The following is a 12,288-nucleotide window of genomic DNA, read 5'->3' as shown; positions in this document are numbered from 1 at the left end:
GACGGCATCAGCGCTGCCGGGCCGGCGCCCCGGGACCGATTGCGGTCCGTATTGACGGGCACACCGCGAGATGGGAGTACTCCCCTCCGTTCCAAAAGAGAGTACAGGAAAGACCAAGGAAAGGTAAAGAGCAAGGTCAACTGGCGTTGACTGTGCTGGTCAGCGGCGCCAGGAGCGACGGGCCGCGGCCACCTGTTCCAGCACCTGGAACAGCACCCGGCTGCCTGCCGGGACGGCGGGAGGCTCGTACGTCCAGGCGTGCCCGACCCACGGGTCGGCCAGATGGTCGTCGGGGACCGGGGTGATCCGGAGCAGGGACCGCCAGAGCGGGTCCAGCACCGGCCCGTACGCGCTGGCGTCCTCGCGGTCCGCGACCATCAGCAGATGAACACCGACCGCCGGGCCCTCGTCGGCGAGATAACGGAGCTGGGTCACCGCCCGGTCGTCGAAGCCGTGCGGGAAGTCATTGACGATCAGAAGCTGCTCGGCGGTGTCCAGACCGGGCGGCAGCGACTCGGCGGCCCCGCCGCGCACCGCCATCTGCACCAGATCCACCCGCTGGGTGAGCTTGCCGAGGACCGCCGCCACCCCGGCGGCACCGGCCGCGGGCGGCGCCGCGAGGACTCCCGAGGCGGTCAGCGGGGCCAGCGAACGCGTCGCGGAACCGGCCGGGTCGATGACGTGGACGGTGAACTCGCCGGGCGGGTAGACGGCGAGGAGCCGCCCGGCATGCGCGACCGCGGTGTCCATGGCGAGCCCCCGGAGCTGGGCCTCGTCCATCATCAGCGCGGCCTCGGAACCGGACCGGCCGCTGTCCACCCAGAGCCCGCGCTCCAGCGGCAGCCGTACCAGCATCGGGATCCGCAGGTCGGGCCGCTCGGGAAGATGGACATCGCCGAGGCGCAGCGCCATCGGGATCTCCATCGGGACGCGGTAGGCGTGCCAGACGGGGTTGTCCCAGCGGGCGTACGCGGCGGGCAGGGCCGGCTCGACGACCTCGGACTCGGCAACGAGCTGGGCGAGATCGCGGTCGAGGACCTCGCGGGCCTGGGCGGCGAGCTGGTCGTGCTTGGCGCGTGCCGCCTCCCGGGCCGCGTCGCCGGCGCCGCCGATCCGGCTGCGGGGGTCGGACAGGACACGGTCCAGTTCCTGGTCCATCCGGGACTCGGCGAAGTCCATGGCGCTGCGGTACGAGGCGACGGCGCGGGCCAGGTCCTCGAACATGCCCCAGACCTGGTTGTAGAGCCGCTCGTCCATGGACCAGCCCGTGGCGTCGCCCGCGACCGGGCGGGGCGGGCGGCCGGGCTCGGCGGGCGGAGCGGCCGGGGGCGGCGTCGGGGGCGCGGAGGTCCGGCGGCCCGGATGCGTGTAGTTGACCGCGCCGCCGGCGCTGCCTGAGCCCGCGGCGGCCGGCGTTCCGCCCGTACCGGGCCCCGGGGCGCCGGCCGCGTGCGGTACGGCGTCGGGCGCGGGCTGTGGCGCGGGGGCCAGTGGCTGGGGGACGGTGGAACCGCTTTGAGCGGCCGGGCCCGGGGCGGTGGCAGGGCCCGCCGCCGCGGACGAGGGCAGCCCCTCGGGCCTGATCCGTACCCCGTCCTGCGCACCGGGCAGCGGGATCTGCACCGTACTGGCGAGATGCCGGGCCACCGCCTCCTGGATACCGGCGGCGAAGGCACGGGCCTGCGGCAGGCCGTGGTCGCCGAACAGCTCGGCGAGGCCTCCCGCGTACCCCTGGCCGACGGCGCGGACCTTCCACGCGCCCTGGCGGCGGTACAGCTCCAGCGCGACAACGGCGGACTCGGCGTCCAGGCCGGTCAGGGTGAAGCTGGCGACCTCGGTGCCGTCGGTCGACGTGACGGCGGCGAAGGGGGCCGCGGTGGCGCCGAAACGGTCGGGGCCGCCGACCCCCTCGGGCAGAGCGAGCAGCACACGCACGAGATGCGCCTGCGCGGGCACGGCCTCCAGGTCGATATGGAAGCGCAGCCCGGCGGCGGCCTGACGGGACACCTCCACGCCCGGCAGGGTGGGCGAGCCGGGGTGGGCGATCCACTCGGTGCCGTGCACGGTGCCCCGGTCGTCGGCGAGCGTGGCACAGGCCATGACCGGTGCGCCGGCCGTCACCCGGATCTCCAGGCGGGTGTGGGGCAGGGGGTGGTTCTGCCCCCGGACCAGCTCGGCCGTCATCGCCTCTGTCCCCTCGTCAGTTGTGCGTCGTCGTACGTCGGTTGTCCGGATACGGAAGTGCGGGTGTACGGCAGCCGTGCAGCTCCCGGCGACCTGACGTCCGGGAGCTGCGCGTGCCGTGCGGTGCGTCCTACAGATGCGGCAGGATCGACGGCATCAGGTCCTGGAACGTACGGCCGTTGGCCGGAGTGCCCAGCGCCGTCATCTGCCAGCCCCCGCCCGCGCGGTGCACCTTCGCCATGATCTGCGCGGTGTACTGCCCGCCGCCGTCGAGCGTGTACCGCGCCAGCTCCTGGCCGTTGGTCTCGTCGACGATGCGGCAGAAGGCGTTCTGCACCTCCTGGAACGTCTGGCCGGTGAAGGAGTTCACCGTGAAGACGATCTGGTCGATATGGACCGGGACCCGCTGGAGGTCGACGAGGATCGCCTCGTCGTCCCCGCCCTGCCCCGCGCCGCCGACCAGATTGTCGCCGGTGTGCCGTACCGAGCCGTCGTCACTGACGAGATGGCGGAAGAAGACCACGTCGACCGGCTGCTTGTCGGCGAACAGCACCGCCGAGGCGTCCAGGTCGATCTCACGGGTGCGGGAGCCGAACAGGCCCCGGCGCGGCGCGGCCTGCCAGCCGAGCCCCATACGCACCGCGGTCAGGCTGCCGCCGCCCTTCTTCTCCAGGCTGATGGCCTGTCCCTTGGTCAGATTGACGCCAGGACCCCCGGGCGCACTGCCCTTGGATACGTCCACCACGCGCTGTCCCCTCTCGAATGGTTCCCCCGCAACCGTCCGTGCGGTTGCGCAGCACCCTACGCAGTCGCGCGGGCGGTGCAGGAGGCTTGGACCGTTTTTGTGTCGGTCTTGCAACACACCATGTTTTCCTGGATGTCAGGCCAGCCCCGCTTCCCTCATCTGCCGCAACTCCTTCTTCAGTTCACTCACTTCGTCGCGGAGCCGCGCGGCGACCTCGAACTGCAACTCGGCCGCGGCGGCCCGCATCCGGTCGGTCATCTCCTCGATGATTCCGGCCAGTTCCTCCGCGGGGCGGTCGCTGAGCACCGCCGTCCTGCCACCTGCCCTGGCCCCCTTGGCGGCTTTCGTACCGAGCGTGGGCACCGCGGCCTTGGGCGCCCTGCCGTCCTTGGCGCCGCCGGCCTTCCGGTACCCCGTGCCGAGCAGCGCCTCGGTGTCGACCTCCTCGCGCGCGATGGTCGCGACGATGTCGTTGATCTTCTTCCGGAGCGGCTGAGGGTCGATACCGCGCGCGGTGTTGTACGCGATCTGCTTCTCCCGGCGGCGGTTGGTCTCGTCGATGGCCTTCTCCATGGCCGGGGTGATCTTGTCCGCGTACATATGGACCTGTCCCGAGACATTGCGCGCGGCCCGGCCGATGGTCTGGATCAGCGAGGTGCCGGAGCGCAGGAAGCCCTCCTTGTCGGCGTCGAGGATCGCCACCAGGGAGACCTCGGGCAGGTCGAGGCCCTCACGGAGCAGGTTGATGCCGACGAGGACGTCGTACTCCCCGGCGCGCAGCTCGCGCAGCAGCTCGACCCGGCGCAGGGTGTCGACGTCGCTGTGCAGATACCGCACCTGGATGCCCAGCTCCAGGAAGTAGTCGGTGAGGTCCTCGGCCATCTTCTTGGTGAGCGTGGTCACCAGGACACGCTCGTCCTTGGCGGTCCGCTCGCGGATCTCGTGCACCAGGTCGTCGATCTGCCCCTCGGTGGGCTTGACGACGACTTCCGGGTCGATCAGGCCGGTGGGGCGGATGATCTGCTCCACGAAACCGTCGGAGCGCGACATCTCGTAGGTGCCCGGTGTGGCGGAGAGATAGACGGCCTGTCCGATCCGCTGCTGGAACTCCTCCCACTTCAGGGGGCGGTTGTCGAGCGCGGAGGGCAGCCGGAAGCCGTGGTCGACAAGGGTCCGCTTGCGGGACGCGTCCCCCTCGTACATCGCGCCGATCTGCGGGACGGTGACATGCGACTCGTCGATGACCAGCAGGAAGTCCTCGGGGAAGTAGTCGAGGAGGGTGTTGGGCGCGGTGCCCGGCGACCGGTCGTCGAAGTGCATCGAGTAGTTCTCGATTCCGGAGCAGGAGCCGATCTGGCGCATCATCTCGATGTCGTACGTGGTGCGCATGCGCAGCCGCTGGGACTCCAGCAGCTTGCCCTGCTTGTCCAGCTCGGCGAGGCGCTCCTCCAGCTCCCGCTCGATGCCGTTGACCGCCTTCTCCATCCGCTCGGGGCCGGCCACATAGTGGCTCGCGGGGAAGATGTACAGCTCGCGGTCGTCGCTGATGACCTCGCCGGTGAGCGGGTGGAGCGTGGAGAGGGCCTCGATCTCGTCGCCGAACATCTCGATACGGACGGCCAGCTCTTCGTAGACCGGGAAGATCTCGATGGTGTCGCCCCGGACCCGGAAGGTGCCGCGCGCGAACGCCACGTCGTTGCGCGTGTACTGGATGTCGACAAAGCGGCGCAGGAGCTGGTCCCGGTCGATCTCGGCGCCGACCTTGAGGGGCACCATCCGGTCCACGTACTCCTGGGGCGTACCGAGGCCGTAGATGCAGGAGACCGAGGCGACCACGATCACATCGCGCCGGGTCAGCAGCGAGTTGGTCGCGGAGTGGCGCAGCCGCTCGACCTCCTCGTTGATGGAGGAGTCCTTCTCGATATAGGTGTCCGACTGCGGGACGTACGCCTCGGGCTGGTAGTAGTCGTAATACGAGACGAAGTACTCGACGGCGTTGTTGGGCAGCAGCTCGCGGAACTCGTTCGCGAGCTGGGCGGCGAGCGTCTTGTTCGGCGCCATCACCAGCGTGGGGCGCTGGAGGCGCTCGATCATCCAGGCGGTGGTCGCCGACTTGCCCGTGCCGGTCGCGCCGAGCAGGACGACGTCCTTCTCGCCGGCGCGGACACGCCGCTCAAGGTCGGCGATGGCCGTCGGCTGGTCGCCGCTGGGCTGGTAGGGACTGACGACCTCGAAGGGCGCCACCGTACGTTCGATGCTGGAAACGGGCCGCATGGAACCACCGTACGACCCACCACTGACAGCCGGGCGGTGAGCGGCCCCGGATCACCGGACCGGCGCCGCCGGTCACCAGTCGTGGAGGTCGTGCGGGCCGCTGCGCGGGGCCCTGGCGGCGGTCCGGCCGGCCGTCTCACGGCTGTCCTCCTCGCGGCGTGCCGCGCGGGCGCGGGAGCGCTGGGCGGGCACCCCGATCCGTCCGCACAGCCCGGCCGCGGGTCCTGCGGACCGGTCCCGGTCGCGCCCGCCCGCCACCATGAGCGGGTCGAAGAGCAGCGCCACCCCCGCCAGCAGCAGGAAGACCGCGGGCCCGATCAGCATCGGTACGAGCAGTTCGACGGCAGGAGCGCCGCCCGGGGCGGAGGTGACCCCGTCGAGATGCACCTCGACACCGGCCATCGCGGTGTAGTGCATTCCGGTCGACGCGACCCCCATCACCAGACTGGCGGCAAGACTGGCCGGAAATCCCCGGTGCGCGACGATCACCCAAAGCCCGGCCGTGGACGCGGCGACGGCGATCAGGACCGAGAGCGCGACCGTCCCGGTGTCGTACGCGACCCGTCCGTGCAGCCGGATGCCGTCCATGCCGAGATAGTGCATGGTGGCGATGCCAAGGCCGGTGACCGTACCGCCGGTGACCAGGGCCATCCGTGTCGAGCCGCGGTATCCGACGATGAAGATCCCGGTGCCGACCATCACGATCCCGACGGCCAGGCTGGCGAAGGTCGTGAGCCGGTCGTAGCCGATGGGCACCTCGGTGACGGCGAAGCCCAGCATGGCGATGAAGTGCATCGTCCAGATGCCGGAGCCGATCGAGGCCGCGCCGAGCGCCAGCCCGCCGGGCTTCCAGGGGCGCCGGGTACGCAGGGATCTCGCGGTGCAGCGCAGGCCCAGCGCGGCCCCGAGACAGGCCATGAGAAAGGCCGCCACGGGGGTGACGAGGCCGTAGCTGAATCCTTCGACGGTGCCCTGCATAGCGGTGTGCCCTTCGCCCCTCGGCGTCCTATACGGAAGCGCTGGTTCGGGGCGAGAGTAGGACGGCCGCGCCGGTAATCAAACAGGCACCTGGCGATTTGTCGATATGAAGGCGATATGAAGCCGACATGCAGCGACACGGAGCGGCGCGGGTGCCCGATGCGGTATGTCTCCTCCGAATGCCTCCTCCAAGGTGTGGCTCCATGTCGATGTGTGGCTTCATGTGGTGGCCAGCCTCCGCCCGCCCCCTGTTGGCCGGGGACTGTCACCCTCGGGGCCACCGTCACCCCACGACGCGAGGAGTCCACGTGTACGCGCGTACTTCGGCGACAACGGCCACCGCACTGCTGGGAGTCACCCTGATGCTGCCGGGCGCCGCCACGGCATCCGCCGCTCCGGCCGCTGCCACCGCGGTCTCCGTCCCCGCCGCCGCGAGCGGCAGCCCGCTCGTCATCGCCCACCGCGGCGCCTCCGCGTACGCGCCGGAGAACACCCTGGCGGCCGTCGAGCGGGCCGGCGAACTGGGCATCGACTGGGTGGAGAACGACGTACAGCGGACCAAGGACGGCACGCTGGTCGTGATCCACGACGACACCCTCGGGCGCACCACGGACGTGGAGCAGGTCTTCCCGGGCCGGGCGCCGTGGAAGGTCCAGGACTTCACCGCCGCCGAGATCGCGCGGCTCGACGCGGGGAGCTGGTTCGGGGCGCGGTGGGCGGGCGAGCGCGTGCCGACCCTGAAGCAGTATCTGGACGCCGTCGAGGCCAACAACCAGAAGCTGCTGCTGGAGATCAAGGCGCCCGAACAGTACCCGGGCATCGAGCAGGACATCCTGCGGGTGCTCTGCCAGGAGGGCTGGCTGGACACCGCGCATGTCCAGGACAAGCTGGTCATCCAGAGCTTCGGCGCGGACAGCATCCGTACGGTGCACCAGCGGCGGCCCGGGATCACGACGGGTTTCCTCGGCGCCCCGGCGGTGGCCGAGCTGCCTGCGTACGCCGCCTTCACGGACCAGATCAACCCGTCGTACACCTCGCTCACGGCCGGTTATGTGGCAGCGGTGCACCGGCTCAAGGGGCCGCAGGGCAAGCCGCTCACGGTCAGTACGTGGACGGTGAACGACGCGGCGGGCGCGGTGCGCGCCAGGGATCTCGGCGTGGACGGGATCATCACCGACAAGCCGGACGTCGTGCGGGACGCGGTCGGCTGAGCCCATTGCATCGGCGCTGGTGAGCGGCGCTGCCGGCCGGTGCCGGGGGCCGTTGTCAGTGGCGGACCGTACGGTGGTCGGCATGAACAACTACGGGCAGTCGCCACTGGAGTGGACGGTCGTGGGCAGCGACATCGGACCGCTGCTGCTGGCCGCGACCGGGCAGGGCCTGGTGAGCGTGGTCTTCCACGCCGAGGGGCCGGTACGGGAGAAGGCGCTGGAGCGGCTCAGGATCCGGTTCGGGACCGAGCCGGCCGAATCGGCGTCGGGTCTGCTGGCCGGGCCGATACGCGCGCTGAGGGCGTATTTCGCGGGCGAGCTGCGGGAGTTCGCGCTGCCGCTGGACTGGTCGCTGTCCGGGGGCTTCAACCGGCAGGTGCTGCGCGAGCTGGCCGCGGGCGTCCCGTACGGCGCGGTGGTGGGGTACGGAGAGCTGGCCCGGCGGGTGGGCCGGCCGGACGCGGCCCAGGCGGTCGGCGTGGCGATGGGGTCCAATCCACTGCCGGTAGTGGTGCCGTGCCACCGGGTGGTGGAGAGCGACGGCGGGATAGGCGGGTTCGGCGGCGGTCTGGAGACGAAGAGGCGGCTGCTGGCCCTGGAGGGCGTGCTCCCGGTACCGCTGTTCTGAACCCGCGGGACTCACAGAACGGAACCCGCCAAAGATGACCGGAATGGTGGGTTTTACCGCCACTTGTACGCTTCTTCCGCCGGGCTTAGGCTGATTTGTGGAGCACCACCGCGCGTACAGCCCGGCGGACATGTGCGCGGGGCGCACGTACGTCCGGCCCGCCGCCCGAGCGGTAGCGGACTCCATGACCCGCGCACGGGCCGAGTCATCCGCTGGACACGTAGAGCCGGAAGGGACGGCGAGTCAGCATGACCGGAGGAAACAAGGCGGTCGCATACATCAAGCCGGGTGAGGTCGAAGTCAGGACGACCGACTACCCCAAGCTCGAACTCCAGGACGGGCCGGGAGTGGCTCCGGCCAATGTCGGCCGCAAGTGCCGGCACGGGGCCATCCTCAAGGTGCTCGCCACCAACATATGCGGCAGCGACCAGCACATGGTACGTGGCCGTACGACGGCCCCCGAAGGTCTGGTCCTCGGACACGAGATAACCGGCGAGGTCATCGAGAAGGGACCCGACGTCGAGTTCATCGACATCGGCGACATCGTGTCGGTGCCGTTCAACATCGCCTGCGGGCGCTGCCGGAACTGCAAGGAGCGCAAGACCGGAATCTGTCTGAACGTCAACCCCGCGCGGCCGGGCGCGGCATACGGCTATGTCGACATGGGCGGCTGGGTAGGCGGCCAGGCGGAGTACGTCATGGTGCCGTACGCGGACTTCAATCTGCTCCGGTTCCCCGACCGGGACGCGGCACGCGAGAAGCTCCTCGACCTGACGATGCTCTCGGACATCTTCCCGACGGGCTTCCACGGCGTGGTGACCTCGGGCGCGAAGGTCGGCTCCACGGTGTACATCGCGGGCGCGGGACCGGTGGGTCTGGCGGCCGCGGCATCGGCGCAGCTCCTCGGCGCGGCGGTCGTCATCGTCGGCGACCTCAACAGCCAGCGGCTGGACCAGGCCCGCAGCTTCGGCTGCGAGACCGTCGACCTGACCCTGGGGTCGCTGGAGGACCACATAGCCCACATCCTGGGCGTGCCGGAGGTGGACGCGGCGGTCGACGCGGTCGGCTTTGAAGCGCGTGCCCACGGCAAGGACACCGACGAGGCTCCGGCCACCGTTCTCAACTCCCTGATGGGCATCGTCAGGGCGGGCGGCAAGCTCGGTATCCCCGGGCTGTATGTCACCGAGGACCCGCGCGGTGTCGACCAGGACGCCAAGACCGGCACGCTGAAGGTACGGCTGGGTCTCGGCTGGGCGAAGAGCCATGAGTTCACCACGGGCCAGTGCCCGGTGATGAAGTACAACCGGGGCCTCTCCGAGGCGATCCTGCACGACAAGGTGCATATCGCGAAGGCGGTCAACGCCACGGTGATCTCGCTGGACGACGCCCCGCGCGGTTACGCGGAGTTCGACCAGGGAGCGAGCAGGAAGTACGTGTTCAATCCGCACGGCGCGCTGGACAACGCCAAGGCGGCCTGACCGTTCGCGCCGTTCGCGGCCGGACCTGACCGTCCCGCGCGGATCCGATCCTTCGCCGACCGGCGCCCCGCCGGTCGGCGAATGACGTCCGCAGTTCGGCGAACGATGTTCGCGGGAGTCCCGGCGACGTTTGCGGGCGCCCTGAATGTGCCATGGATGTGGACATGCCAGACACCACTTCGCTGACGTCCCCAGAGGTACGGGACGCGCTCGCCGCGGGCCGTCCCGTGGTCGCCCTGGAGTCGACGATCATCGCGCACGGACTGCCGCGCCCGCGCAATCTGGCGGTCGCGGAGGAGCTGGAGGAGCTGGTACGGTCCGGCGGCGCCGTGCCCGCGACCGTGGCCGTACTGGACGGGCGGCCCCATGTGGGGCTGGTCAAGGACCAGTTGGAGCGGGTGGCCCAGGACGAGTCCGTACGGAAACTGGGCCACCGCGATCTGGCGCCCGCGATCGCGGCGGGCGCGAGCGGTGCGACGACCGTGTCCGCCACGGCGTTCCTCGCCGCGCAGGCCGGGATCCGGGTCTTCGCGACGGGCGGCCTGGGCGGGGTCCACCGCGGCTGGACCGAGACCCAGGACGAGTCGGCCGATCTGGCACTGCTGGCCAGGACGCGGATCACGATTGTGTGCGCGGGCGTCAAGTCGATCCTGGACGTACCGGCGACGCTCCAGCGCCTGGAGACGCTGGGCGTCTCCATTCTGGGCTATGGGACGGAACGTTTCCCCGGCTTCTATCTGACCTCGTCCGGCGAGCCGGTCGGCTGGACGGTACGTACCCCCGAGGAGGTCGCGGCCGTGATGCGCGCCCAGGACGCGCTCGGCGGCCCGGAGTCGGCGCTGATCGTCGCCAACCCCGTACCGGAGGCGGAGCAGCTCGATCCGGCGCTGCACGACCGGGTGCTGGCGGAGGCGCTCACCGAGTGCCGGGAGCGCGGGATCGGCGGCCAGGCCGTCACGCCCTTCCTGCTGGACCAGCTCATGCGCGGGACCGGGGGCGCCTCGCTGGAGGCCAACCTCGCGGCGGTGCGCGGCAACGTACGGCTCGCGGCGCGTATCGCCGTAGCACGGACCGCCGCCCGGTGAGCCAGGGCGCCCGGCCCGGCGGCGGCGCGCCCGGACAGGCCCTGGTGGTGATCGGGGACGTGGTCACGGATGTGGTGGCGCGTTACCGCACGGCGCTCGCGCACGGTACGGACACGGCCGCCGAGATCCGTACGCTGCCGGGCGGCGCCGGGGCGAACGCGGCGTGCTGGGCCGCCCGCACGGGGTGCGCGGACGTACGGCTGCTGGCGCGGGTGGGCGCGGACGCCCATGACTGGCACGCGGAACGGCTGCGCCGGGCAGGGGTACGGGCACGGCTGGTCATCGACGAGCAGGTGCCGACCGCCACGGTGATATGCCTGGTCGACGCCTCGGCCGAGCGCACCCTGCTCACCGACAGCGGCGCGGCACTGCGCCTCTCCCCCGCCGACTGGTCACCGTCCCTGCTCGACGGGGCCGGCCGGCTGCATCTCTCCGGTTATCTCTTCTTCACCGAGGTGAGCCGCCGACTGGCCGCGACCGCGATGGGATCGGCGCTGGAGCGGGGGATTCCGGTGAGTGTGGATCCGGCCTCGGCCGGCTTCCTCAAGGGGCTGGGCGCGGAGCGCTTTCTGACAGCGGTGGAGGGAGTCGAGACCTTGCTCCCCAACGCCGACGAAGCCAGACTCCTCACCGGTCTCGCGGATCCGGCGGACGCGGCGGCCGAGCTGAGCCGACGGGTGCCGGTGGCGGTGGTGACCCTGGGCACGGACGGCGCACTGGTGGCGGAGGCGGGCGCCGTGCGCGCCCGCGTACCCCCGGTCCGAGCGCACGCCGTGGACTCGACGGGCGCGGGCGACGCCTTCACCGGCGCGTTCCTGGCGGCCCGGCTGGCGGGCGCGGACCCGGCGGAAGCCGCGGCGGCGGGGTGCCGGGCGGGGGCGGAAGCGGTGACGACGGTGGGCGGGCGACCGCCGTACGAGAGATAGCCGTACCGGAGGCAGCCGACCGGTAGCCGACCGGCAAGACCGGCACGGCTCGCCGGACCGGCGCGGTCAGGCCGGCGCGGTCAGGCCGGCGCGGTCAGGCCGCACATGGTCAGGACAGTCCGCCCCAGGCCGGGTGCCGCGGATCGTCGGCCCGTACGACCACATCGGCCGCCGCGGCCGGGTCGACCTCCGTCTCGTACCGTTCGAAGGCGGGCAGCGTCCAGAGTTCGCCCGCGTCGGTACGGCGCCGGAGCGCGCCCGGCGACAGCCGCAGATGGACGGTGAGGTCGAAGGGGAACCAGTGCCCCAGCAGCAGCGGACCGTGCAGCACCAGCACACCGCCGGGCGCGAGTTCGCGGTGCGGGCTGCGGGTCGCCCGGTCGGTCACCGGATCCCAGAGGTCGGGCAGGACGCGCCCGCTGCCGCCCGCCTCCAGGGGTCCGAAGACCTCCCGCCAGAGTGCGCCGGTGTCGAACCAGCCGCCGTAGTACGTGTCGGGGTCCTCGCGCCCGTACTCGTACCGCAGCGAGGCCGGGCGCAGGAACCCGCCCGTCCCGACGGTCAGCACCGACCGGCCGCGTACCCGCAGTGCCTGGGCGAGCGCCTCGGCCGGCCCGGCTGTCCCGGCGGCCGGTGCTCCGTCGATGGCGACGCGCAGCCAGGGCCCGCCGTCCGCCGGGCTGGTGTCCAGCAGACGCTCGGCGAGGGCTTCGGTCAGCCGGTCCCAAGTGATCGCTTCGAGTCGCACCCGTTCATCATCGTTCAGGCGCGAGGCCCAC

The 12,288-nt window shown here is 71.4% G+C and carries 10 protein-coding genes; 5 read left to right on the top strand and 5 right to left on the bottom strand.

The genetic code is table 11. The annotated features are described in order from the left end of the window. Positions 1-159: 159 nt before the first annotated feature. The 4 genes from ACFU9P_RS11485 to ACFU9P_RS11470 form a co-directional block, all read right to left on the bottom strand. Positions 160-2,184 (bottom strand): TerD family protein, encoded by a 2,025-nt coding sequence (locus ACFU9P_RS11485; protein ID WP_384078819.1) that lies wholly within the window; start codon positions 2,182-2,184, stop codon positions 160-162. A gap of 130 nt (positions 2,185-2,314) precedes the next feature. Beyond that, entirely contained in the window at positions 2,315-2,881 is a 567-nt protein-coding gene (locus ACFU9P_RS11480) for a TerD family protein (protein WP_046502670.1), read from the bottom strand. 183 nt (positions 2,882-3,064) lie between these two features. Continuing rightward, entirely contained in the window at positions 3,065-5,203 is a 2,139-nt protein-coding gene (gene uvrB / locus ACFU9P_RS11475; RefSeq protein WP_376375273.1) for an excinuclease ABC subunit UvrB, read from the bottom strand. Positions 5,204-5,275: 72 nt separating this feature from the next. Further along, positions 5,276-6,181: an MHYT domain-containing protein gene (locus ACFU9P_RS11470; protein ID WP_384078816.1), complete on the bottom strand. Its 906-nt coding sequence runs from the start codon at positions 6,179-6,181 to the stop codon at positions 5,276-5,278. A gap of 308 nt (positions 6,182-6,489) precedes the next feature. On the opposite strand from ACFU9P_RS11470, the gene ACFU9P_RS11465 reads away from it, so the two are divergent. From ACFU9P_RS11465 to ACFU9P_RS11445, 5 genes are all read left to right on the top strand, one after another. Further along, positions 6,490-7,392: a glycerophosphodiester phosphodiesterase gene (locus tag ACFU9P_RS11465; RefSeq protein WP_384078813.1), complete on the top strand. Its 903-nt coding sequence runs from the start codon at positions 6,490-6,492 to the stop codon at positions 7,390-7,392. A gap of 82 nt (positions 7,393-7,474) precedes the next feature. Then, positions 7,475-8,020, top strand: a complete 546-nt coding sequence (locus ACFU9P_RS11460; RefSeq protein WP_384078810.1) for a methylated-DNA--[protein]-cysteine S-methyltransferase — start codon at positions 7,475-7,477, stop codon at positions 8,018-8,020. Between the two features lie 248 nt (positions 8,021-8,268). After that, complete coding sequence (gene fdhA, locus ACFU9P_RS11455; RefSeq protein WP_384078807.1) at positions 8,269-9,498, top strand: formaldehyde dehydrogenase, glutathione-independent; 1,230 nt, start codon at positions 8,269-8,271, stop codon at positions 9,496-9,498. A gap of 164 nt (positions 9,499-9,662) precedes the next feature. Then, entirely contained in the window at positions 9,663-10,583 is a 921-nt protein-coding gene (locus ACFU9P_RS11450; protein WP_384078804.1) for a pseudouridine-5'-phosphate glycosidase, read from the top strand. Beyond that, entirely contained in the window at positions 10,580-11,509 is a 930-nt protein-coding gene (locus ACFU9P_RS11445) for a carbohydrate kinase family protein (protein WP_384078801.1), read from the top strand. Before ACFU9P_RS11450 ends, ACFU9P_RS11445 begins: the two co-directional genes overlap by 4 nt. A 109-nt stretch (positions 11,510-11,618) precedes the next feature. Here ACFU9P_RS11445 and ACFU9P_RS11440 read toward each other — a convergent pair whose 3' ends face one another. Further along, a complete protein-coding gene (locus tag ACFU9P_RS11440; RefSeq protein ID WP_384078798.1) occupies positions 11,619-12,257 on the bottom strand; it encodes a uridine kinase in 639 nt (212 codons plus the stop codon). Between the last annotated feature and the right edge of the window lie 31 nt (positions 12,258-12,288).

The sequence above is a fragment of the Streptomyces sp. NPDC057617 genome, assembly GCF_042800555.1.
Taxonomy (GTDB): Bacteria; Actinomycetota; Actinomycetes; order Streptomycetales; family Streptomycetaceae; genus Streptomyces.
The sequence above is the reverse complement of the archived record's forward strand: the minus strand, read 5'-3'. Positions and strand labels throughout refer to the sequence as shown.

What these genes read in the sequence shown, in the direction of transcription:
- ACFU9P_RS11485 (WP_384078819.1), bottom strand. Translation starts at nt 2,184, where the DNA reads ATGACGGCCGAGCTGGTCCGGGGGCAGAACCACCCCCTGCCCCACACC.
- uvrB (WP_376375273.1), bottom strand. Translation starts at nt 5,203, where the DNA reads ATGCGGCCCGTTTCCAGCATCGAACGTACGGTGGCGCCCTTCGAGGTC.
- ACFU9P_RS11470 (WP_384078816.1), bottom strand. Translation starts at nt 6,181, where the DNA reads ATGCAGGGCACCGTCGAAGGATTCAGCTACGGCCTCGTCACCCCCGTG.
- ACFU9P_RS11460 (WP_384078810.1), top strand. Translation starts at nt 7,475, where the DNA reads ATGAACAACTACGGGCAGTCGCCACTGGAGTGGACGGTCGTGGGCAGC.
- fdhA (WP_384078807.1), top strand. Translation starts at nt 8,269, where the DNA reads ATGACCGGAGGAAACAAGGCGGTCGCATACATCAAGCCGGGTGAGGTC.
- ACFU9P_RS11450 (WP_384078804.1), top strand. Translation starts at nt 9,663, where the DNA reads ATGCCAGACACCACTTCGCTGACGTCCCCAGAGGTACGGGACGCGCTC.